Genomic DNA, 23,582 nt, shown 5'->3' with positions numbered 1-23,582 from the left:
AGCCGTTGCGCAGCGATGTTCCGGATCGACGACCTGTGCAACGCGCCCGGCGGCGCGGGGTTCGACGGAAGGAGGAGGAAGAGCCGCGCTGCACCCCGGCTCGGCGGAACTCAGGCTCCGGGGGTCGCGGTGCGCGGCCCGGGCACCGAGACGTGATGCATTCGACTTCCTGGCGCGACGACACCGTGGCACCCTTGCGCGTTGCGCCAGGGGAGGGGAATGCTCATGCAACGTCCGCTGCCGGATGCCGTGTCGGCCGTGCTGTCGGGTACCGGCTTCGGGTTGCTGCTTTGGCTGGGCATCTCCGTAGCACTGGTCCCACCCGGCGCGGGCATGGCGGCATTGCGAGCGCCGCAGATGTGGTCGCTCATCCTGGCACTTGCCCTGCTGTGCGTCGCCGCCGCGATCGCGGTGTCCGCTTCGGCGGCTCCACGCAGCGTGCGGAGCCTGCTGCATGCGCCGACGCGATGGCACCTGCGCCGCAATGCGCTCGCGTCGTCGGCGGCGGCGCTGGCATTGGCCGTCGGCGGACTGCTGTCCTGGGCGCCGTCCGGCGCCCCTCGCGCCCTCGCGCTTGGCCTGGTGGGCATGCTGTTGTCGCTGACCTCGCTTGGCGTCGTCGTTGCCAACGCGGTGGCCCGGCCGTCGGCCGCCTCGTCAGCCGTACCGCATCCGCTCATCGTGCCGGTCCAGGTGCTGACGGCCTTGTCGACCGGACTCGCGCTCATGTTCGCGTTGCTGGCGGGCCTGCTGGCGGTCGGGCCGGGCGGTGGCCGGATGCTGATCATCCTGCTGGTGCTGGGCGTGCTGGCAGCCGCGACGAGCGCACTCTACTGGCGTGACGCCCGGGCCGGCGGCAATGGCCGACCCGCTGCCCGGGATTTCCGGGCGTCGAGCCTGGCCACCCCCGCCCTGCTGGCGGCCGTTCCCGCGCTGGCATGGGCGATGAGCGCGGCGGAGGTAGGCGGATCAACGCTGTGGCTCTGGGTCATCTCGGTGGCGTCGTTCACGGCTGCGGTCGTCGACCGCCATGCGTTCCTGACACATGCAGCCGCGCCGGATCGGCCCACCTGAGCGTTCAGGTTCAATGATGATGCAGCGCGCCATAATGCATCGGTAAGCGTTTCCACCGGAGCCCGGATGTTCGCCAGTTGGTGGCTGGCCGTGGTTGGCCTGCCGGTATTCATGCAACCCCTGCCCGAAGCGCCGGCGGTGCCGGCGGCGGTAGCGGTCGCCTCCGGGCAGGTATCGCTGCGACAGCCCTGCCTGCGCCTGGCCTGCGCCGATGGCGAATGGATGGCCTCCCGGCCCGGGGCGAGTGCCCTGGCGCGCACCTCTGCTCCTGGCGCGATCCCGGCGATCGAGCCGCAGCGGCTGCCGCGCCTGGCCACGCGCCGCTACATCGGCCTGTCCTCCCCCGCCTCGCGACGCGACTGGTTCTATTCGACCGGCGGCGCCGCGCTGGTCGACACCCGATACGGCCTCGAGGCCGTGCGCAGCCGCCACACCCAGGTCCAGATCGAACTCGGCACAGGCTACCGCCTGCAGCCCTACGCCAACTACGGCACCGCGGCGCAGGGTCCGGTGGCGTCGGGGCAGTTGCGGCTGTCGCAGCGGCTCGGTGAGCGTGCCGAGCTGAACCAGCAGGTCCGGGTGGAACGCGGTCGCGAGAACGCCTTCGTCCGCCAGACCATCGGCCTGGACCTGCAACTGGACCCGCAGTGGTCGCTGCTCGGCGATCTGGAACTGCGCCACGACAGCGCCGGCAACGGCGGCGACGGCCGCACCGATCGCGAAGGATCGGTGCGCCTGCACTACGCCTTCTGAGACCGCGCAACGCCCTCGGTTGCGGTTGCCCGGGCCGACCGGTTGCGAGCGGAGCGGGAGCAGGGGATCGAAGTCGACGTGTCTGCGCCCTGACGTCGTGTCCGGCCGCGAGACCGGACACGCGCCGCAAACGGTGCCTGGATCAGGAGTCCAGGCCGAGCAGTTCGCCCGCGCCGGCGTCGAGCAGCCGCTGCGCGGCCTCGTGGCCGGTGACCTGGGGGTCGTCGCCGCCGACCTCTGCCCGCACCAGGCGACCGCTCATCGCGTCGCCGACCAGGCCCTGCAGGGACAGCCCGCCCCCGCGCTCCTGCGCGAACGCGGCCACCGGCACGTGGCAACTGCCGTGCAGCGCGCGGTTCATCGCGCGTTCGGCCTCGACGCAGCGCCGGGTCGGCGCATCGTCCAGTACCGACAGGAGCGCCTGCACGGCCGCATCCTGTTCACGGCATTCGATCGCGATCGCGCCCTGCGCCGGGGCCGGCAACCAGTCCGGCGCTTCGAGGCGGGCGCGGATGCGCGCTTCGAACCCGAGCCGCTGCAGGCCGGCGCAGGCGAGCACGATCGCGTCGTAATCGCCGGCGTCGAGTTTCGCCAGCCGCGTGTTGACGTTGCCGCGCAGGTCCCGCAATTGCAGGTCCGGGCGGCGCGCACGCAGTTGCGCCTGCCGCCGCAGCGAGGAGGTTCCGACGCGGGCCCCCGCGGGCAAGGCGTCGATCCCGTCGAAACGGTTGCTCACGAATGCATCCGCCGCGTCCGCCCGCGCCAGAATCGCCGCCAGGGCGAAACCGGGCTCGACGTCCATCGGCACGTCCTTGAGCGAATGTACCGCGCAGTCGGCATCGAGGCGCTGCATCGCCAGCTCCAGTTCCTTGAGGAACAGCCCCTTGCCGCCGATTGCGGCCAGCGAGCGGTCGAGCACCTCGTCTCCGCGGGTACTCAGCGGTACCAGCGAGACAAGGAGGCCGGGATGTTCCGCGCGCAGCCGCGCCGCCACGTGTTCGGTCTGCCACAGGGCCAGTGGGCTCTTGCGCGTGGCGATGCGTAGTCTGTCCATGCCCGCGATTATCCGGCAGGAGCGCCTCCAGGCGATGTTTTTTCGTCACTTCGCGGCAACCCCCGTAGGAGCGCCTTCAGGCGCGATGCCTTTCGCGGATTGCCGCGTCGAGACGAAAAGCATCGCGCCTGAAGGCGCTCCTACAGGTGGCGGATCGTGTCGCGCAGCTGCGCGACGCAGCGACGGCTGACCTCCAGCGGCTTGTCGCCGTGGCGCAGGATCGCGTGCACGTGGCCATCGAGGCCGCGCTTGAGCTCGACCAGCTCGTGTCGCGCGACGAGGCAGTTGCGATGGATGCGCACGAAGCGGTCGCCGAACTCGTCCTCGAGCGCCTTGAGCGATTCCTCGATCAGGTCCTCGCCGCGCGCGTGGTGCACGACGACGTACTTTTCCTCCGCCTGCAGGTAGCGCACGTCCTCGACCGGGATCAGGCGCAGACTGCCGCGCAGGCGCGCGCACAGATGGGTACGTCGCTTGCCGCCCCGCGCGCCTTCCGCGCCGTCCTGGCGCCCTGCGGTCAGCACACGTGCGCGCTGCAGCGCCGAAGCCAGGCGTTCCGGGCGCACCGGCTTGACCAGGTAGTCCACCGCCTCGGCGTCGAACGCCGACAGGGCGTGCGCGTCGTAGGCGGTGCAGAACACCACCACCGGGCGCGGTTCGAACGCCTGCAGGTGGCGCGCGACTTCCAGCCCGTCGATGCCGGGCATGGCGATGTCGAGCAGCACCAGGTCGGGATCGTGCGCGGCGCAGGCGTGCAGCGCCTCGTGGCCATCGCCGACCTCCGCAACGACCTCGACCCCCGGCTGTTCGGCCAGCAGGGTCCGCAGCCGTTCCCGGGCGAGCGGTTCGTCGTCGGCGATGACGATCTTCACGTCGGCGTCCGCTCCAGCGGAAGCTTGATTTCGCAGGCATAGTAGCCGTCGTTCCAGCCCGACACCATCCGTGCACGCGGCCCGAACATGTAGCCCAGGCGATGACCGATGCTGCGCTGGGCGTGACCCGCGCCGTGGACCCCGATCTGCTCGGGCGGCAGCGACGGATTGCGCACCCGCATCGTCAGCGACGAGGCGTCCGCCGCGATGTCGATCTCGATCGTCCCGCCGCGCGGCAAACGCGAGATCCCGTGCAACACTGCATTTTCCAGCAGCGGCTGCAGCACCAGCCGCGGCATCGGCAGATCCATGGGCAGCGGTTCGTGCTTGCGCCACTGGACCTGCAGCCGGTCGCCCATCCGCAGTTGCTCGATTCCCAGGTACCGTTCGCTCAGGTCGAGTTCCTCGGCCAGCGAGGACTGGCCCTCGCCGGCACCCAGCGCAGCCCGGAACAGATCCGACAGGTCGAGCACGGCACGTTCGGCGACGACCGGATCACGGCGCAGCAGGCTCGCGATCATGTTCATGCTGTTGAACAGGAAGTGCGGCCGGATCCTCGCTTGCAATGCATCGGCCTCCGCCCGGGCGTGGGCGCCTACCTGGGCCTGCCAGCGGTCGATGACGTAGAAGTAGCGCAACGCCAACGCGGTCAGCAACGCGACGACCGCCGCACTGCCTGCGGTGAATCGCCAAAACGACGGCAGCCGGTCGGCGGTGTCGACACTGGTGAACAGGCCGTGCACGATCGCCGCCGCGATTCCCGATACCGCCACCGCGATGGCCACGGCCGCAAGTGCTCCGCCGCGCATCGGCAGCGACGAAAGCCATCGCCGCGAGACGCACAGCAGTGCCGCCACCGACAGTGCCAGCCAGAGCGCATAGCCACTGGCGGTCAGGAACCCATGGACATCCCAGCCGCGCGAACCATCGGGAACCAGCGCCACCACCACCACCGTCAACTGCGCGAGGCCCAGCATCGCGCCCAGCCGCGGAAGGCGGCACAGGTCGGGCAACCAGGGCTCCGTCCGCTGCGCCTCGGGCATCGCTCAGCCCGCAGCCAGCCGGCGCGACATCCAGTCGCCGAGGTCGCGGATCTCCTCGATGCAGACCGAATGCGGCATCGGATAGCGGTTGAACGCCACCTCGAATCCCTGTTGCCGCATCCAGGCCGCGCTCTGCTCGCCCGCGGCGAAGGGCACGACCGGGTCGCTCGTGCCGTGGGCCATGAACAGCGGCTGCGCTTTCGCGGCGGGCGTCACCGCGCCGGCGGCATTGGCGGCGTCGGGCAGGTAGGTCGACAATCCGACCAGGCCCGCCAGCGGCTCGTTGCGGCGCAGTCCCGCGGCCAGCGTGATCGCGCCGCCCTGGGAGAAACCGGCGAGGAAGATGCGCGAGGCGGGAATGCCGCGCGCGACCTCGCGCTCGACGAGCGCGCCGACCTGCGCGACCGATTCGGCCACGCCCTGCGCATCGGCGCGGTTGGCCAGGTCGTCGAAGTCGCGGATGTCATACCAGGCGCGCATGCGCATGCCATTGTTGATCGTCACCGCGCGCATCGGCGCGTGCGGGAACACGAAGCGCATCGCCGGCCAGTCGCGGCGCACCAGCTCGGGCAGGATCGGCACGAAATCGCTGCCATCGGCGCCGAGTCCGTGCAGCCACAGCACGCTCCACGCCGGATCCGGTCCGGTCTCGCGTTCGATCGTTTCCAGCAAGGCGTGTCCGCCCTCGGCCATGGCCATCCCCGTGACGATGCAGAGCCGGCAATATACCGCGCATGGCATCCGGACCGTCCGCGCTCGCTCAGTCGCTCAGACCGTGGCGCCGCCATGCGCCGGACACCTGCGTACGCGCACCCGCGAGCGCCGGATCCTGCACCACCAGTCGAGGCCGCCGGTCGAGCGTGCACTCCAGCCCCGCGGCCACCAGCAGCGCATGCGCCGCGTGCAGCTCCTGCGCCGACGACGCGTCCAGCACGCGCGCCTGCGCCAGCGCGTCGACCAGCGGCGGGGTCGCGCGCGGCGACAGCAGCGCGGGATGCGTCGCGGCCTCGCGCAGCACCAGGTACTGCAGCAGGAATTCCAGGTCGACCAGGCCGCCCTCGCCCTGCTTCAGGTCGAACAGTCCGTCGCGGCTGCGGTCGAGCTCGGTGCGCATGCGCGCGCGCATCGACACCACGTCCTCGCGCAGCTTGCCGGCATCGCGGTCGCGGCCGAGCGTATCGCCGCGGATGCGCTCGAACGCATCCCGCAGGGCCTCGTCGCCGGCGACGAAACGCGCGCGCACCAGCGCCTGGTGTTCCCAGGTCCAGGCGCGTTCGCGCTGGTACTCGCCGTAGCTGGCGATGGTGGACACCAGCAGGCCCTGCCCGCCATCGGGTCGCAGGCGCACGTCGATGTCGTACAGGCGCCCGCCCCCGGTGACCGCGCCCAGCAATGCGACGATCTTCTGCGCAAGCCGTGCGAACCAGCGCGGCGGGTCGAGCGGGCGCGCGCCGTCGGACTGCGCTTCCGGCGGCGCGTCGTACACGAATACGAGGTCGAGGTCGGAGCCGAACCCCAGTTCTTCCCCGCCCAGGCTGCCGTAACCGAGCACCGCGAATCCCGAAGCCGGAATCGCGCCGTGCGCGGACTCGAGTTCCCGCCGCGCCAGCACCAGCACGGTGTCGACCACCGCATCGGCCAGCCACGCCAGTTGGCGGATGCTGTCGTGCGCCGGCTGGCGGCGGTCGAGCGTGGCCAGCGCGATCCTGAAGCTGAGCTGCTGGCGGATCTCGTTGAGCGAGAACAACGCGGCCTCGGTGTCCAGGCCGCGTACCTGTCGGCAGGCCTCGGCGAACAGTTCGCGCTGCGGCAGCGGCCCGTCGGCGCGCGCATCCAGTAGCTCGTCGAGCAGCAGCGGATGCGCGGCCAGGCGCTCGGCCAGCAGGGCGCTGCGCGTGACCACGTCGACCAGGCGCGCCAGCGCCGGCGGCTGTTCGTCGAGCAGGGCGAGGTAACTCGGGCGACGCAGGATGTTCTGCAGCAGCGCCAGCAGCCGCCGGATCGCCTGCAGCGGGAAGCTGGCGGGCGCGGTGGCCTGCAGCAGCACCGGCATCACCCGGTCCAGTCGCGCGCGGGTGGCATCGGACAGTTCGCGCACGCTGGGCGAGCGGGCGAAATCGCGCAGCACCGCATCCACGTCGGCCGCGTCCGCGTATCCGGACTGCGCCAGCGCGCCGGCCGCGCTGCCATCGGGCAGCGCGCGCCAGTAGTCCGCGATGTCGTCGGCGACGGCGGGCTGCTGTTCGCGCTGCGACAACAGCGCGTCGAACTCGTGCGAGACACGGTCGCGGTGGTAGGCGAGGACCTGCGCAAGTGCGTCCCAGTCCTCGAAGCCGAGGCCGCGGGCGATGCGCTCGCGATCGACCGGCGACTCCGGCAGCGCGTGCGTCTGCGCGTCGCGCAGCATCTGCAGCCGGTTTTCCAGCCGCCGCAGAAAACGGTAGTCCTCGGCCAGCGCACGCGCGGTGTCGGCGCCGACCTGCTCCGCATCGCGCAACGCCTCCAGCGCATGCAGCAGCCGCGGTTCGCGCAGCGCCGGTTCGCGTCCGCCGCGGATCAGTTGCAGCGCCTGCGCCAGAAACTCGATCTCGCGGATGCCGCCAGGGCCGCGCTTGACGTCGTCGGCCAGTTCCTTGCGCGCCACCTCCGCGGCGATCATGGCCTTCATTCCGCGCAGGCCGTCGAGCGCGCCGAAGTCGAGATAGCGTCGGTACACGAACGGGCGCAACGTCGCCAGGAAACGCCGACCCGCCTCGATGTCGCCGGCGACCGGACGCGCCTTCTGCCAGGCATAGCGCTCCCAGTCCCGGCCCTCGCGCTGGAAGTAGAGCTCAAGCGCGGCGAAACTCAGGGCGACGCGGCCGGCGTTGCCGAACGGACGCAGCCGCAGGTCGACGCGATGGCAGAAGCCGTCGACGGTCGGGTCGTCGAGCAGCCGGGCGAGTTGCTGGCCGAGCCTGGCGAAGTAGTCCTCCGCCGCGAGCGGACGTGCGCCCTGCCCCGGTTCTGGACGACTCTCGCCGCCGTGTTCGTAGGCGTACACGAGGTCGATGTCGGAGCTGAAGTTCAGCTCCCCGCCGCCGAGCTTGCCCATGCCGAACACCACCAGGCGCACCGCATTGCCCTCCCCATCGCGGACCACGCCGTGGCGCAGGGCGAAGTCCCGCTCCAGCGCATCGAGCGCGATCGCCAGGCACCGTTCGGCCAGTCGCGTGGTGCCGGCGAGCGTGGCGTCGACATCGTCCAGGCCCAGCACGTCGCGCCAGACCAGCCGGGTGGATTCGGCAGCGCGGAAGCGGCGCAGCAGGCGCGGCCAGTGCTCGCGCTGGTCCGGGTCGAGCGCTGGAGGCGACAGCGGCTGCGCGCCGTCGTCGCGCGCCAGTCGCGCCAGCAACTCCGGCTGCCGCGCCAGGGTGTCGATGGCGAAATCGCTGGCGATCGCCACGCGCCTCAGGCGCTCGCGCAGCCCGGCGTCGCCCGCAAGGTCGGAGAAGCGATCGAGTGCGCGATCGGCGATCGCGTCGGAGTCGGGGCGTGCGGCGTCCATGCGCGGATTGTGGCATCGCGTCCGATCGGGGATTGCGGCATCGCGGATCGGGATGCGGGAATCGGGCGACACGACGTCCGCGCGGACGCCATGCTGCATCGGTGGCAGTTGCTCGCCATCCCCTCCGGTGGCGACGCGTTCAACGATCCGGGCGCATCGCGCTCGACGCGGCGCCATCAAAAAAGCCCGCTTGCAGTTGCCTGCCAGCGGGCTTTGCTCCCTCCCCCACGTCGGGTGCGGGGGCATCGTGAACGATTCGTTACCCCGGTTGCACGCTGCAGCGCAAAACGATACCGACGGGTTCATTAAGCCCCCGGCGCCCGGCGCCCCCCGCTACCGGGATGCAAACGATTTCATGCACATCGACAAACGCGTGGGCGCCGCCCGGGCGGGCGCGAGGTTCTCAGGTCGGACGCGGGCCGCGCCGCAGGTCGCGCAGGATTTCGCGCGCGGCGTTGCGTCCTGGCAGGCCGGTGACGCCGCCCCCGGGATGCGTGCCGGAGCCGCACAGGTACAACCCGGGCATCGCACCGCGGTAGTCGCCCTGCCCCAGCAGCGGCCGAGCGCTGAACATCTGGTCGGGGCCGAGGGCGCCGTGGAAGATGTCGCCGCCGACCAGGCCGAACTCGCGCTCCAGGTCCAGCGGCGACAGGGCACGGTAGCCGAGCACGCTGCGCGCGAAGTTCGGCGCGTGGGCGTCGACGGTGTCGATCATCAGCTTCGCCACGGTGTCGCGGTGCGCGTCCCAGCCGCCGTCGACCTCGCCGCTGTCGGACAACTCCGGGCTCACGTGCTGGCAGAACAGGCTGGCCACGTGCTGGCCGGGCGGCGCCAGGGTGTCGTCGAGCGTGGACGAGATCACCAGCTCGACGATCGGCGCACGTGCCCAGCCGGGATTGTGCGCCCTCGACTTCGCATCGAAGTAGGCGTTCTCGAAATACCGCAGCGACGGGCCGATCAGGATACCGCTCTGGTGGTGCGGCTGCAGCTGCGCGCCGGGCGCGGCGCTGAAGTCCGGCAGCTCCGACAGCGCCACGTTCATGCGGAACGTGCCCGAGCCGCAGCGATAGCGCGCGATGCGTTGCGCGGTGTCCTCGTCCAGGTGTTCTCGTGCCACCAGTTTCGTGTACAGCAGCTTCGGGTTGAGGTTGGAGACGATCGTCTTCGCGTGCAGCTCGCGGCCGTCGGCCAGCGCCACGCCGACCGCTCGCCCACGCTGCACCAGCACGCGGTCGACCGCCGCATCGCTGTGCACCCGTACGCCGCGCGCGACGCACTCCTTCGCGATCGCCTGGGTGATCGCGCCCATGCCGCCGATGGCGTGCCCCCAGGCGCCGGCCTTGCCGTTGACCTCGCCGAACACGTGGTGCAGGAGCACGTAGGCGCTGCCGGGCGTGTACGGGCTGGCGAAGTTGCCGACCACCGAATCCCAGCCGAGCGCGGCCTTGAGCGGCTCGGACTCGAACCAGTGGTCGAGCAGTTCGCCTGCGGACTTGGCGAACAGGTCGAGCAGGTCGCGGCGGCCACGCAGGTCGAGCTGCTTGAGGCGCTTCGCCGTGTCCCACGAGGCCAGCCAGTCGGCCAGCGACAGACGTTCGCCGAAATTGGGCGGGGTGCGCTGCATCAGTTCGCGCAGCACCGCGACCACGCGGTCGAGCATGGCGCTGTACGCGACCAGCCGTTCGCCATCGCGTGGCGACCACGCCTGCAGCGACTCCTGCGTGTGCGCACCACCGAGCCGGAATGCGCGCCCGTCCGGCAGCGGCAGGAAGTTCGCGTACGGCCGCTCGACCACGCGCAGGCCGTGCTCGGCCAGGCGCAGGTCGGCGATCACCTTCGGGTTGAGCAGGCTGACGGTGTAACTCGCGGTGGAATTGCGGAAGCCGGGATGGAACTCCTCGGTCACCGCCGCGCCGCCGACCACGCCGCGACGCTCGAGCACAGTCACCTTCAACCCCGCACCGGCCAGGTAGGCGGCGCAGACGAGGCCGTTGTGGCCGCCGCCGATGATCAGGACATCGTGTTCATCGCGCATCGCAACATTCCCGTGGCGGCGGCGATGCCGCGTCCGCCCATTGTAGGAGCACCTTCAGGCGCGACGTCCGGCATTCCGACGCACTACGAAGCCGGGGTGGAAAAGCATCGCGCCTGAAGGCGCTCCTACGGTGTCGGCGCGGGAAGCAGGCGCTCGACCGCGTCCGCCAGCCGCGCGGCGGCATCGGGCCTGCCCAGCGCCGCCGCGGCGCGCGCCGCCTCGGGCAGCCGGTCCGGTGATTCGAACGCCTCGCGCAGCACGACCGCCAGCGATTCCGGGGTGAGTTCTGCCTCGGGGAGGTGCCAGCCCACGCCCGCCTGCGCCAGGGTCCGCGCGTTGCGGCACTGCTCTTCGCGCGCGCCGCCGTGCGGCAGCGGCACGAAGATCGCGGGGCGGCCGATGGTCAGCAGGTCCGCCGCGGTGGTCGCGCCCGCGCGGGTCACCACCAGGTGCGCCTCGCGCAGGCGTTCGCCCATGTCGTCGAAGAAGGGGCGCACGGTGGCGTCGATGCCGGCCTCCCGCAGCTGCACGACCAGCGCGTCTGCATCCTCGCCGCGGTACTGCAGCGACAGGTGCAGGCGATGGCGCAGCGTTTCGGGCAGCAGTGCCAGGGCCGGAGGCACCACGCGGCCGAACACCGCCGCGCTCTGGCTGCCGCCCACCACCAGCAGCCGCAGCGGGTCGTGCGCGTCGAACGGGGGATAGGCGCCGCGTGCGTCGAGGATCGCGCCCCGCACCGGGTTGCCGGTTTCGACGATCTTCGCGGGCTCGATGCCCTCCGCCCCGGCGACCGTGGGGAACGAGGTCGCCAGCCCGTCGGCGACGCGCAGCAGTCGCGCATTGGCCTTGCTCAACCGCGTCGCCTGCTCGTGCAGCAGCAGCGGCAGGCCGAGACTCTTCGCGGCCAGCGCGGGCGCGAAGCTGGGATAGCCGCCGAAGCCGACCACCAGCGCTGCACGGCGCCGCTTCAGGTCTCGCCGCGAGGCGAGCACGCCGCGCAGGATCGTCAGCGCCGCCTTCGCCTTCGCCACGACGCCGCCTTCGAGCGAACTCGCCGGCAGCACCACGTGCGCGATCCCGGCAAGCGCCTGCGTGTACTGCGCGCCACGATGCTCGGTGTGGATCACCACGTCGAACCCGCGCGCGAGCAGTTCGCGCGCCAGCGCCTCGGCCGGAAACAGGTGGCCGCCGGTGCCGCCTGCGGCGAGGGCGACGGTGGCACGGCGGGAGGGAGCAGCAGACGGCATCGACAGGCGCACTTCCAAGACAGCCGCGCACTATAGAACGTCCGTCACAGGACGCGTAGCCGGACGCCGCCGAGCCGGGCAACCAAACCGGCGCCCAGCCACGACTCAGTCGGCCCCGGCGCCGGGATCTGCCGCGAAAAACGCCAGCTTGCGCGTCTTCGGCAGCCGCTTGAGCTGCCACTCCGCGCGCGAGGCGGCGGCGCGGTCGGGATAGGCGCGACGTGCGATCAGGCGCAGCGGCAGCCGCCCGCGCGTGTAACGCGCGCCCTTACCCGACGCATGCGCCTGCAGGCGCGCCTCGATGTCGTTGCTGATCCCGGCATACCAGCTGCCGTCACCACACTCGAGCAGGTACAGCCACCAGCCGTGCTCGCGCACGTTCATGCGCTCCACCTCCTCCGGACGCTCCGACTGTGCCGGTCCGGCGACATGTCATACGGCCCTGGGGCACGGCTCTGCGGGGAATCGGGAGGTACCATGCGCGAAGCATGCCGCAACCGGGCATGCGTCACATGGATGGCCCGGACCTCTTCGGAAGCAGGCGCCAGGTGCGCCCCCTGCGGAACCGGTCGCGTACCGTGTCCCACCCATGGGCCGTGATGCGTTTCCAGTATCCATACGCCTTCCACCCCGCCAGGCCCGCGTGCCCCATGCCCGACCACCCGCGCGATGATGCATCGCTGGACGGCTTGTTCGCCGATGTCTACGCCGATCTGCGGAGGCTGGCGCATCGGCAGCGCCAGCCGGGCGACGGGGCCACCCTCGATACCACCGCGCTTGTGCATGAGCTGTACCTCCAGATGAGTCGCAGCAATCTCTCCTTCGAGCACACGCGCCAGTTCTATGCCTATGCGGCGCGCGCCATGCGCCACCTGCTGGTCGACCGCGCCAGGGCGCGGTCGCGGGAGAAGCACGGCGGTGACCTGCGCCGCACCGAATTCCGGGAGACCTCGTCGGGCCATGTCCTGGTCGATCCGCGGATGGCGCTGGAACTTGACCAGGCCATCCGCCAGCTCGAGGCGGACGACCCCCGCGCGGCACGCGTCCTCGAACTGCACTTCTTCACCGGGCTCCCGCTGGAGCGGATCGCGGAACTGCTCGAGGTCAGCTCGCGGACGGTGTTGCGCGACTGGCAGTACGCCCGTGCGTTCCTGGGGGCCCAGCTCGGCGGTTGATGTCGCGAACCGGCACCGAAAAGCGCTCCTGCAAGGAATACCGAAAGCCAAAGGGCCTGCACGATGCGCTCGATACGATCCTGGTTCGACGCCGTCCTCGACCAGCCCCTCGCCATGCAGCGCTGCTGGATCGAGGACAACTGCCCGGATGCCACGATCCGAGAACGACTGCATGAACTGCTGGCGGTAAACGACCAGACCGACCCGCTGCTGCTCGATCGCCCCTTCGTCGGGCTGCTGGAGTCGATCGAACGCAACGAGGCCGCGCCCCCCGAGTTCGTACCCGGGACGCGCGTCGGCGCATTCCGGCTCATCGAGCCACTGGGCAGCGGTGGCACGGCCACCGTGTTCCTCGCCGAGCGGGAGGATGTCGACTTCCGCCAGCGGGTGGCCGTCAAGCTGCTGCGCAAGGGCCTGCATTCCGACCTCCAGCAAGCCCTGTTCCGTCGCGAGCGCCGTACGCTGGCCGCGCTCTCGCATCCCAGCATCGCACGCCTCATCGATGGAGGCGTGACCGGGGCCGGCGTTCCCTATCTGGTGATGGACCACGTGGATGGGCAGCCCATCACCGCGCACGCCGCCGAACGTCGCCTGGGGGTACGCGATCGACTGCGGATGTTCTGCGAAGTCTGCGACGCGGTCGCGGTCGCGCACCGGCAACTGATCGTCCATCGCGACCTCAAGCCGTCCAACATCCTCGTCGACGCCGATGGGGCTCCACGGCTGCTCGACTTCGGCATCGCCAAGCTGCTGCACGACACGGGCAGCGAGGAGGACATGCTGCCGGACGCTTTGACGCCCGGCTACGCCGCGCCCGAGCAGTACACCGGGCGACCCGTCTCCACCGCCACCGACGTGTACGCACTGGGCGTGCTGCTGTACGAACTGCTGCTCGGCGAACGACCCGATGGCTCGGTGTCGCGATCCGCGTCGGTCCACGCCCTGCATGCCGCGGCCGTGCGCTGGAGCATCCCCGCATCTCGCCGCGAGATGCATTCGGCGCTTCGCGGCGACCTCGACTGCATCCTCGCCAAGGCCCTGGCGCCTGCCCCGGAGGATCGCTATCGATCCGCCGGCGCGCTCGCCGAGGAAGTAAGACGCCACCTCAGCGACCTTCCGGTCGAGGCGCGACCGCAGACTGCGGCATACAGGACGTCGAGGTTCATCGTGCGCCATCGCGGCGGCGTGACCGTCGCGGTCGGACTGGCGCTGGGCCTGTTCGCCAGCCTGGCCCTGGCGCTGTGGCAGGCCGGCGTGGCGAGCCAGGAGGCGACCCGGGCACGCGAACAGGCCGCGCTCGCGCGCCAGGAGACGCAACGTGCGAACGCCGTCCGCGACCTGATCATCGAGCTGTTCGAGAACGAGTCGCCGGGTGGCGCGCGCGACACGCTTCCCGATACCGCGACCCTCCTGCAGCGCGGGGCCCTCAAGGCGCGGACCGACCTCGCGTCGACGCCGGCGCTGCAGGCCGAGATGCTCATCGTCATCGGACGCATCTACAACGAGCTTTCCCGCTTCGACGATGCGCGCCCGCTGCTGCAGGAGGCAGTGGCAGTCGCGCGTACGCTCGGGGCCGGAGACCGCAGGACACTTGGCCTGGCCCTCAGCCAGCGCGGGCAGCTGGCTGCCGACCAGGACCTGTACGAGGAAGCATTGCCCGACCTCGACGAAGCATCGCGGATCCTGCACGGATCGCAGCCTGGAGGCCTGGACCTGGCCGTCGTCCGCCATCGCCGGGCACTCGTGATGAGCGAAGTGGGCAGGCACGCGGAGGCCATCGCCGACCACAGGGCCGCGATCGCGATCCAGCAGGCGAGGCTCCCCGCGGACGACCCCCGCCTGCTGCGAAGCTATGGCGCACTGGGCACCGCATTCACCCGCGCGGACCGGCCCGGGGAAGCCGTGGCCTGGCAACAGCGCGCACTGGAGCTTGTCCGCAAGCGCTACGGCGACAACCACGTCGAAACGGCCCGGCGCCTGGGCAACTACGGGAACTCACTGATGACGGCGGGGCGGATCGTGGAGGCACAGGCGCCCATGGCGCAAGCCGACGCGACCATGCGCAGGATCCATCGTGGAGCGCATGCGGACGTCGCCTGGATGGCCCACAACCACGGCTCGGTGTTGCTCGCGCTCGGCCGCATCGACCAAGCGGACCTGCTGTTCCGGGAGTCGATCGACATCAACCGCGCCATCGGGCGAGACCGCAGCCCGGCCATCGGATTCAACCTCACCAAGCTCTCGCGGATCCAGGAATTGCGTGGCGATCTCGCAGGTGCCTCGCGCCTGGCCGACCAGGGTGTCACGGTGCTTGCCGCCTCCTTGCCGCCCGAACACGAAGTACGACTGGATGCGGAACTCCGACGCGTCCGCCTGCGACTGCTGCTCGACCCGGCGTCCGACCTGGCGACCGACACCACGCGGTTGCAACGCAGCGTGGACGGGGCGGGCTCGGTCAAGTTGTCGGCCGCCGCGCTCCATGTCCGGGCCCTCGCCCACGCCGCGCGTGGCGAGGATGCACTCGCCCAGCCACTACTGCAGCGAGCGGTCCGGATGGCTGCCGCGCGACCTCCGTCTTTCCCGCACGATGCATTGGACTGGTTCCAGGCGCTGGCGGAGCTGCGCCGCCGCGCAGGCGACGCCGCCGGTGCGGCTGCCGCCGAGCGCGACGCAGTCGCGTACGCGGACAGGTGGCGGATCCCGGCTCGACATCCCGCCCGCCGCGCCTCGCGGACGATCCTCCCGCCTGCAGGCTGAAGTCCAGCCACCCCGAACCGATCCGGCGTACCGCATCGCGGCGCCGATGTCGGTCAGCGCCACTGCAAATCGCTTGGATTCCTGTAGCCCACTCAAGCCACGGAAATCCGCAATGTCCACTGTCCCCTCGCACGGCGACTTCCGGTCGCCCTCCAGCGACTCGCCCTCCCCGCCTGCTGCACCCCCCCTCGCGCGTGACGCGCACCGTTTCGATGGTCCGGGCTCCGACCCCTGGCCGCCCCCGACGATCGCCCGGGACGTGCTGTCACGCGCGATCCGGCGCATTTCCGGCTGGATCGCGCCGCAACGTAGCGCTGCGCGCTATGCCGGCCTGGCCGGCAGTTGCGACGTAGCTCCCGTCGCGATTGGATATCTTCCCGATGGCGGCGCACGCCATGCATGGCTGCACCTGCGCGACCGGACACTCGCGCTTCGACTGTGGGGCGACCCGGATTCGCGACCGTTCGTCGTTCTCGCGATGTCTTCGCAAGCCACCGATGCGTCGCGCCTGCTGCCCTGGATCCACGCACTGTTGGAAACCGGCCATGCCGTGGTGTCCTTCGATCGCACACCTCCTCCTGGCGACCGCCGGCATCCGCCCACCATCGCGGAAATGGCCAGCGACCTCGCGGCGATCGGCGCTCGATTCGGCGGTGCCGAAGCGGTGATCGGGCACTCCATCGGCGCATCCGCGACCGTGCTCGCGCTGGCGCAGGGGCTGCGTGCCGAGCGGGTGGTCCTGCTCTCGGCGCAGGCAGACCCGCGAGAAGCGTTGGACCGCTTCGCGAAACGCATCGGCATCGGCACCCGGGTGGCCAGCCTGCTTGCCGGGCAGCTGGAGCAACGCATGGGCATGCCGCTCGAGGACCTGCATCCCCACCGTCTCGCACCCGCGGTCTCCACGCCGGCCCTGGTGGTGCACGATCTGCTCGACGACCAGGTGCCGTGGGCGGACGGCGAGTGTTTCGCTCGTCACCTGCCCTTCTCGCGGCTTCTCACCACATTGGACCTAGGCCACCAAGGCGTGCTCGACGACCCCGACGTGATGCGCGACTGCATGCGCTTCCTCGCGGGCGAGGCGATCGGCGACACGGTGGTGTCGTCGCCGAACCTGCCCTACGGGATGGCCTGACAGTCCCTCGCACGGCGGCCTCCGGTCGTCGCCGTGCTCGACACGCTCGTCCCGCGTTCGCGGCGCTCCCTCCCCTTCGCAGCCCCTCCCCTTCGACGGAGGAGAGGGAGCGCCCGGATCCAGCGCGTGCAACACGCGCTTCGCAATGCACGCAGGTCACCGGCCCCGCCCCTCCCCCGGCGTGGCCCGCCATCCGCGAAGACCCGAGGTCGGCATCATGGCAACACCGATCATTCGCGCCGATCTCGGTCGAACCACGACGATCGACGCGCCCACCCTCGTTGCCGGACCCCGCCTGGTGGCGATCTCCAGGCTGGCATGCACCCATGTGAGCGCCGCCGGCTTCTCGACCTGGCTGCAACTCCGGGGAACCACGAGCGTGGCGTCGCGCGAAGGACGCTTCCGCCTGCTGCCCGGCGATTGGCTCGCACTGGACGCCGAATCCCTGCCTACCCTGCAGGCCGGTCGCAACGGACTGCTGCTGGGCCTGGTGCTCCCGGGGCAGGCGTTCGCGGTGTCCCGCCACATGTCGCACCACGCGCTGTACCCAGGCCGCGGGCACTGCCACACACCCGATCGCATTATTGCCGCGCGCATGTGGCGCGAGGCCGCGGACCGGATGGTTTCGCAGGCGCAGGAAACGGCCGGGCCACGCGCGGACCCGCTCGCCCCGATCCTCGCATACCTGGCATCGCTGCAGCAGGACATCCACCGCGACCTGGGCCGTTGCCCGGGAAAATCCCGCATGCACAAGGCCAAGATCTTCGGGCGGTTGCAACGCGCGCGCCTGTTCCTCGAAGGCAACGACGATCGCATCGTGCGCCTCGACGAACTGGCGCGACAGACCAGCTTCTCGCGCTGGTATCTGTCGAAGGCCTTCCAGGCCACGTATGGCGAAAGCCTGCAGGACGCCTCCAGGCGCATGCGCATGGAGCGCGCGTGTCGGCTGCTCGCCGAGACAACGCTGTCGATCTGCGAAGTGTCGGCGCTCTGCGGATTCGAGAATCCATGCAGTTTCGCCAGATCGTTTCGCTCGCATACAGGCACCACCTCGACGCGCTATCGCCGCTCGCATCGAGCCGCCCCCCTTCCCCAACGGCAACGGCAAACGCCAACAGGCGCAAGGAAGCCACGCATCGAGCCACCTAAGTTGGCGTCGCGTTGACTCGCACCCGACATTTTCCCGGAGAAACCGATCCATGAAGCATCCCCAAGTCCGCACGCACGTGCGCCGCACGGCTTTGACAGCCGCGATCACAGCCGCGCTCGTTCCCATGGTCGGCCTGTCCCAGGAACAGCCCTCCCCGGATCCGGAGCCGGCGATGACCGAGATCGACCGGATCATGGTGACGGGATCCAGGATCCGCCAGGTCGACGTCGAGACCGCGGCACCCGTCGAAACCATCACACGGGACGACATCGAGAAGCAGGGATTCAAGTCGGTCGCGGACATCCTGCAGAACATCACCGCCGCCGGCACGCCAGCCCTGAGCCGGTCGGTGGTGCTGGCGGGTGGCGAAAGCGCCGGCGGTTCCTACATCGACCTGCGCAATCTCGGCGCGAACCGCACGCTGGTCCTGATCAACGGCAGGCGCCTGGGCATCGACACGTCCGGCCTCCAGGACGTGTCCACGATCCCGGCCTCCGCGATCGAACGCATCGAAGTGCTGAAGGACGGCGCCTCGTCGAGTTATGGCTCCGATGCGATCGCGGGCGTGATCAACCTGATCACCCGCTCCGATTTCGACGGCGCCGAGGCGAACGCCAGCTCCGGCCAGTACAGCCAGGGAGATGGCGAAACGAGAACGTTCGACATGGTGCTCGGTATCACCGGCGACCGTGGTTCGCTGACGGTCACCGCAGAGCGCCATGAGGAGAAGGACGTGTGGGCACGCGACCGTTGGTTCAGCGCGAACGGCTTCACCGATCGCCATCCGGACCTCGGCTGGACCACCGTCGGCCAATGGGGAACTTTGCAGTACCGGGGGCCGGATTGCACCGCCTCCGGAGGCCGCAGCTGCAGCTATTCGCTCGATCGCGGCGCGAACCCGTTCGACATCGACAACTTCCACCCGCAGGACAGCACGCCCATCACCGGCGACGTCAGCAACTCCAACCAGCAGATGCATCTGGTGTATCCGCTTGAACGCACGTCCGTCTTCATCGACGGTCGTTACCAGGTCACCGGGAACGTGCGCTTCACCACCCAGATAGGATTCAACGATCGCTCCTCCTCGCGTACCGTCGCCGGCTACCCGATGCAGTCGGCGGCCTTCGGCGTGCCGATGTCGGTCGACAGCTATTACAACCCACTCGGCAGCCACCATGGCCACGCGACACCGCAGGCCGTCCATTGGACGCGGCGCGGCTGGGAGCTGCCTCGCGTCAGCACGTCGGAGTTGACCACGTATCGCTTCTTCACCGGACTGGATGGATCCTTTGACGTCGGAGATCGCTACTTCGACTGGGATGCGGGCTATCTCTTCTCCCGGAACCATCTCGCGCAAAGCAACACCGGCAACTTCCACCTTGCGAACCTCGCCAATGCGGTCGGCCCTTCGTTCCTGGATCCTGTCGGCGGCGAAGTGGTGTGCGGAACGCCCGACGCCATCATCATCGGTTGCATCCCGCTCAATCCATTCATTCCGTTTGGCCGTGAAGGCGATGGCGGACTGACCGGAAACCGGGAACTGATCGACTACCTGTTCCCGGAGACCCATGACACGGGGCTGACGAAGACCTACAACTACTTCGCCAACCTCTCAGGCAAGCTGTTCACGCTGCCGGCCGGCGACCTGTTGTTCGCGGCGGGCATCGAGCACCGCAAGGAGGAGGGCGGCTACACGCCCGATGCGTTGACGCAGTCCGGGGGTACGTCGGGCAACGCAGGCGGGCCGACCTATGGCGATTACAGCGTGGACGAGGCCTACCTCGAACTGCAGGCGCCGATCCTTGCCGACTTGCCAGGCGCACGCCTGCTCGAAGTCACCGCCGCCAGCCGGTACTCCGATTTCGATACCTTCGGCGACACCATCAACAACAAGTTCGGCATGAGGTGGAAACCGACCGACAGCCTGCTGGTCCGCGGCACCTGGGCTGAGGGCTTCCGAGCGCCGACCATCAACGACCTGTATGCGAGCGGCTCCCAGACATTCACCACCGGCTACCACGACCCTTGCGACACGGTCTTCGGCGCCTCGGCTACCAGCGCGACCGTGAGGGCCCGCTGCGCCCAGGACATCGCGGACGCCGACACGTACAGGCAGCTGCGCGCAGGCTTCGTGCCCACGACCACGTTCTCGGACCAGACCCCCGTGCCGTTCGTCGCCGGCTCCAACCCCAGCCTGCTGCCGGAGACCTCGAAGTCGAAGACGCTGGGCGTGGTGTGGAGTCCCGAATTCATCACCGGACTGGGCCTCGCGCTCGATTGGTGGAAGATCCGCATCGACGACACCATCGTCGCCGACTCGCCAAACCAGATACTCACCGACTGTTACGTGGAAGGCGTGGCGTCGCGTTGCGAGATGTTCGAGCGCGACCCGGTGCTGGGCATCGTCGACAAGCTCGAGTTCGGCAATCGCAACGCAGGTTTCCTCGAGACAGAGGGCTTCGACCTGGACGTCAACTACCGCCTGAAGACGGATCGCGGCGGGAGTCTCGCCGCCAACTGGCTCACCACGTACGTCGGTCACGGCGTGTTCCGCTCGTCCAACGACTCCACGCTGGCGCCCACGCCGACCAACGGCATCGGCGGCAACTTCCGGATCCGCTCGAACCTCAACCTGAGTTGGGACCGGGAGGACTTCGGCGTCACCTGGAGTTCCCGCTACTACCACGGCACCAAGGAGACCTGCCTCGACGCCGACGAGTATCCGGAGGAGTGCGATTCCCCCGACGAGCGCGCGCCGTGGTACGAGGGCTCGCGCGACTACAACCACCTCGGCTCCACGACCTTCCACGACGTGCAGTTCCGCTACAACGCACCGTGGCACGCAACGATCGCGGTCGGGATCAACAACGTGTTCGCGAAGTACGGCCCGCCGATGTATACCGCTCCCAGTTCGCAGTTCGCCTACTACGGCGGCTACGACATCGGTCGCTTCGTCTACCTCAAGTACCAGCAGCGCTTCTGATCCCCGCCGTGCTGTGCAGCGAGCCGCTACCGATCCGGGTCGCGGCCTTTCCGGGGTAGCTTCGGAGGAAGTTCTCTTGCCGGCAACGGAAAAGCCCCGCAGCGATGCGGGGCTTCTCGTCTTGCGGTCTGCTGCCCCCGCCCCTCCCCCGCGGGGGATGAGAAGTGCGGGAGGCGGCCTGGCGCGGATCAGAAATCCATGCCGCCCATGCCGCCCATGCCACCGCCGCCACCGTGGGCGTGCGGCTCTTCCTTCTTCGGAAGCTCGGCCACCATCGCTTCGGTGGTGATCATCAGGCCGGCGATCGAGGCCGCGTTCTGCAGCGCCGAACGGGTGACCTTGGTCGGGTCGAGGATGCCGAACTCGATCATGTCGCCGTATTCGCCGGTCTGGGCGTTGTAGCCGTAGTTGCCCTTGCCGTCCTTGACCTTGTTGAGCACGACCGACGGCTCTTCACCGCAGTTGGTGACGATCTCGCGCAGCGGGGCTTCCATCGCACGCAGGGCGATCACGATGCCGTGGTTCTGGTCTTCGTTGGCACCCTTGAGCTCACCGATGGCCTGCAGCGCGCGCACCAGGGCCACGCCGCCGCCCGGGACCACGCCTTCTTCCACCGCCGCACGCGTGGCGTGCAGGGCGTCTTCGACGCGCGCCTTCTTTTCCTTCATCTCGATCTCGGTCGAGGCGCCGACCTTGATCACCGCCACGCCGCCGGCCAGCTTGGCCACGCGCTCCTGCAGCTTCTCGCGGTCGTAGTCCGAGGAGGTCTCCTCTATCTGCGCCTTGATCTGCTTGATGCGCGACTCGATGGCCGAGGTGTCGCCGGCGCCGTCGATGATCGTGGTGTTCTCCTTCGAGACCTGGATCTTCTTGGCGCGGCCGAGGTCGGCGATGGTCGCCTTCTCGAGCTGCAGGCCGACTTCCTCGGAGATCACGGTGCCGCCGGTCAGCACGGCCATGTCTTCCAGCATCGCCTTGCGACGGTCGCCGAAGCCCGGGGCCTTGACGGCGCAGACCTTGACGATGCCGCGGATGGTGTTGACCACCAGGGTCGCCAGCGCCTCGCCCTCGACTTCCTCGGCGACGATCAGCAGCGGCTTGCCGGCCTTGGCCACGCCTTCGAGCACGGGCAGCAGGTCGCGGACGTTGGAGATCTTCTTGTCGTGCAGCAGGATGAACGGGTCGTCGAGCTCGGCCGACATCGACTGCTGGTTGTTGATGAAGTACGGCGACAGGTAGCCGCGGTCGAACTGCATGCCCTCGACGACGTCGAGTTCGTTGTCCAGGCCCGAGCCTTCCTCGACCGTGATCACGCCTTCCTTGCCGACCTTCTTCATCGCGTCGGCGATGATGTTGCCGATCGACTCGTCGGAGTTGGCCGAGATCGTGCCGACCTGGGCGATCGCCTTGTCGTCGGCGGTGGGCTTGCTGATCTTCTTCAGCTCTTCCACGGCGGCCTTTACCGCGTGGTCGATGCCGCGCTTGAGGTCCATCGGGTTCATGCCGGCGGCGACCGCCTTGGAACCTTCGCGGATCAGCGCCTGCGCCAGCACGGTGGCGGTGGTGGTGCCGTCGCCGGCGTTGTCGGAAGTCTTGGACGCGACTTCCTTCACCATCTGCGCGCCCATGTTCTCGAACTTGTCGGACAGCTCGATCTCCTTGGCGACGGACACGCCGTCCTTGGTGATCGTGGGGGCGCCGTAGCTCTTCTCGAGCACGACATTGCGGCCCTTCGGGCCGAGGGTGGCCTTGACGGCATTGGCGAGCGTGTTGACGCCGCGCACCATCTTGGCGCGTGCGTCTTCACCGAAACGGATTTCTTTGGCAGCCATTGTGAAACTCCGGGAATAGGGAATGGGGAATAGGGAATGGGAAGAGCAACAGCGGGATCGGGGCGGGCTGGGCGAATCGGGAAGCTGCTGCTCTACCGATTCCCCATTCCCTACTCCCGATTCCCGGCCGGGCGATCAGCCCAGCACGGCGAAGATGTCGTCTTCCTTCACCACCAGGTACTCGGTGCCGTCGAGCTTGACCTCGGTGCCGCTGTACTTGCCGAACAGCACCTTGTCGCCGGCCTTGACCTTCGGCGCGCGGACGCTGCCGTTGTCGAGCACCTTGCCCTCGCCGACCGCGACGACTTCGCCCTTGATCGGCTTCTCGGTGGCCGAGTCCGGGATCACGATGCCACCGGCGGACAGCTTCTCTTCTTCCATGCGCTTGATGACCACGCGGTCGTACAGCGGCTTGATATTGCTCATATTCAATCCTTTAAGTGATTGATTGGACAGGGAAAGTGGTGACGATGTTAGCACTCGCACATGGCGACTGCCAGCATCGTGGGCACGAAAATCCCGGGCAGGCCGGGAGGTGGGCGGAACATGGGGCGGGGTCGTGGGGCTTTCAAGGGCCGACGACGAAAAATTCCTCCCGCCTCCGGCGGTGTCCGCCGCGGATGCCCCGAGCACGCGTGTCTACGTCCGGGACAGGCGGGTTGATCAGCGCGCGGCGGTAGAGAGGATTCCCGGGACGGGTGACAGAGGCGCCATAGCGCGCGGCCGAAAGGTCGCGCGGCGCCGGGCACGGGTGCCCCCGGAGACGAATGTCCCCCGCCATCGGCCTGCGGCCGACGGCTCCTCCTTGATTTCGTCCCCGGGGACACCCGCACCCTGCGGACCAGGATCCGGGCGCCCCGATCCGAAAACCCGGCTCAGATCCCCGGCGTGGGACTTGGAGCCCCCCCTTGCCAACCGTCAGCCCAGC

17 protein-coding genes are annotated in these 23,582 nt (G+C 69.4%); 7 read left to right on the top strand and 10 right to left on the bottom strand.

Annotation, left to right across the window (positions count from 1 at the left end; translation table 11 throughout):
* Window positions 1-225: 225 nt before the first annotated feature.
* Window positions 226-1,074: a hypothetical protein gene (locus JMO03_RS00895; RefSeq protein ID WP_202839289.1), complete on the top strand. Its 849-nt coding sequence runs from the start codon at window positions 226-228 to the stop codon at window positions 1,072-1,074.
* Window positions 1,075-1,140: 66 nt separating this feature from the next.
* On the top strand, window positions 1,141-1,827 hold the full coding sequence (locus JMO03_RS00890; RefSeq protein ID WP_202839287.1) for a DUF481 domain-containing protein: 687 nt from the start codon (window positions 1,141-1,143) through the stop codon (window positions 1,825-1,827).
* A gap of 142 nt (window positions 1,828-1,969) precedes the next feature.
* On the opposite strand, the gene hemC is transcribed toward JMO03_RS00890, so the two are convergent.
* From hemC to JMO03_RS00850, 8 genes are all read right to left on the bottom strand, one after another.
* Window positions 1,970-2,881 (bottom strand): hydroxymethylbilane synthase, encoded by a 912-nt coding sequence (hemC, locus tag JMO03_RS00885; RefSeq protein ID WP_202839285.1) that lies wholly within the window; start codon window positions 2,879-2,881, stop codon window positions 1,970-1,972.
* 140 nt (window positions 2,882-3,021) lie between these two features.
* Window positions 3,022-3,753 (bottom strand): response regulator, encoded by a 732-nt coding sequence (locus JMO03_RS00880; protein WP_202839280.1) that lies wholly within the window; start codon window positions 3,751-3,753, stop codon window positions 3,022-3,024.
* Window positions 3,750-4,796 (bottom strand): sensor histidine kinase, encoded by a 1,047-nt coding sequence (locus JMO03_RS00875; RefSeq protein ID WP_202839279.1) that lies wholly within the window; start codon window positions 4,794-4,796, stop codon window positions 3,750-3,752. The genes JMO03_RS00880 and JMO03_RS00875 overlap by 4 nt, the downstream gene beginning before the upstream one ends.
* Window positions 4,797-4,799: 3 nt before the next feature.
* Window positions 4,800-5,489, bottom strand: coding sequence for an alpha/beta hydrolase (locus JMO03_RS00870; protein WP_202839278.1), 690 nt, complete (start codon window positions 5,487-5,489; stop codon window positions 4,800-4,802).
* A gap of 67 nt (window positions 5,490-5,556) precedes the next feature.
* Window positions 5,557-8,343, bottom strand: a complete 2,787-nt coding sequence (glnE, locus tag JMO03_RS00865; protein WP_202839277.1) for a bifunctional [glutamate--ammonia ligase]-adenylyl-L-tyrosine phosphorylase/[glutamate--ammonia-ligase] adenylyltransferase — start codon at window positions 8,341-8,343, stop codon at window positions 5,557-5,559.
* A 403-nt stretch (window positions 8,344-8,746) separates the two neighbouring features.
* The gene (locus JMO03_RS00860; protein ID WP_202839269.1) at window positions 8,747-10,378 is read right to left on the bottom strand and encodes a phytoene desaturase family protein; all 1,632 of its coding nucleotides are present in this window, start codon (window positions 10,376-10,378) and stop codon (window positions 8,747-8,749) included.
* Window positions 10,379-10,503: 125 nt separating this feature from the next.
* Window positions 10,504-11,625, bottom strand: coding sequence for a UDP-N-acetylglucosamine--N-acetylmuramyl-(pentapeptide) pyrophosphoryl-undecaprenol N-acetylglucosamine transferase (locus JMO03_RS00855; protein WP_202839267.1), 1,122 nt, complete (start codon window positions 11,623-11,625; stop codon window positions 10,504-10,506).
* A 105-nt stretch (window positions 11,626-11,730) separates the two neighbouring features.
* Complete coding sequence (locus JMO03_RS00850) at window positions 11,731-12,009, bottom strand: GIY-YIG nuclease family protein (protein WP_202839265.1); 279 nt, start codon at window positions 12,007-12,009, stop codon at window positions 11,731-11,733.
* Between the two features lie 266 nt (window positions 12,010-12,275).
* On the opposite strand from JMO03_RS00850, the gene JMO03_RS00845 reads away from it, so the two are divergent.
* From JMO03_RS00845 to JMO03_RS00825, 5 genes are all read left to right on the top strand, one after another.
* Window positions 12,276-12,800, top strand: a complete 525-nt coding sequence (locus tag JMO03_RS00845; RefSeq protein WP_202839263.1) for an ECF-type sigma factor — start codon at window positions 12,276-12,278, stop codon at window positions 12,798-12,800.
* A gap of 63 nt (window positions 12,801-12,863) precedes the next feature.
* Window positions 12,864-15,557, top strand: a complete 2,694-nt coding sequence (locus tag JMO03_RS00840; RefSeq protein ID WP_202839261.1) for a serine/threonine-protein kinase — start codon at window positions 12,864-12,866, stop codon at window positions 15,555-15,557.
* Between the two features lie 46 nt (window positions 15,558-15,603).
* The gene (locus tag JMO03_RS00835; protein WP_202839260.1) at window positions 15,604-16,689 is read left to right on the top strand and encodes an alpha/beta hydrolase; all 1,086 of its coding nucleotides are present in this window, start codon (window positions 15,604-15,606) and stop codon (window positions 16,687-16,689) included.
* A gap of 217 nt (window positions 16,690-16,906) precedes the next feature.
* Window positions 16,907-17,854, top strand: a complete 948-nt coding sequence (locus tag JMO03_RS00830; protein ID WP_202839259.1) for a helix-turn-helix domain-containing protein — start codon at window positions 16,907-16,909, stop codon at window positions 17,852-17,854.
* A gap of 34 nt (window positions 17,855-17,888) precedes the next feature.
* Window positions 17,889-20,822 (top strand): TonB-dependent receptor domain-containing protein, encoded by a 2,934-nt coding sequence (locus tag JMO03_RS00825; protein WP_425491749.1) that lies wholly within the window; start codon window positions 17,889-17,891, stop codon window positions 20,820-20,822.
* Between the two features lie 188 nt (window positions 20,823-21,010).
* Here JMO03_RS00825 and groL read toward each other — a convergent pair whose 3' ends face one another.
* On the bottom strand, window positions 21,011-22,654 hold the full coding sequence (gene groL, locus JMO03_RS00820) for a chaperonin GroEL (protein ID WP_202839254.1): 1,644 nt from the start codon (window positions 22,652-22,654) through the stop codon (window positions 21,011-21,013).
* 135 nt (window positions 22,655-22,789) lie between these two features.
* Complete coding sequence (groES, locus tag JMO03_RS00815) at window positions 22,790-23,080, bottom strand: co-chaperone GroES (protein WP_202839252.1); 291 nt, start codon at window positions 23,078-23,080, stop codon at window positions 22,790-22,792.
* Window positions 23,081-23,582: the final 502 nt, after the last annotated feature.

Source organism: Luteimonas saliphila, from assembly GCF_016774335.1.
Taxonomy (GTDB): domain Bacteria; phylum Pseudomonadota; class Gammaproteobacteria; order Xanthomonadales; family Xanthomonadaceae; genus Luteimonas; species Luteimonas saliphila.
This window is presented reverse-complemented; position numbering and strand designations above follow the sequence as displayed.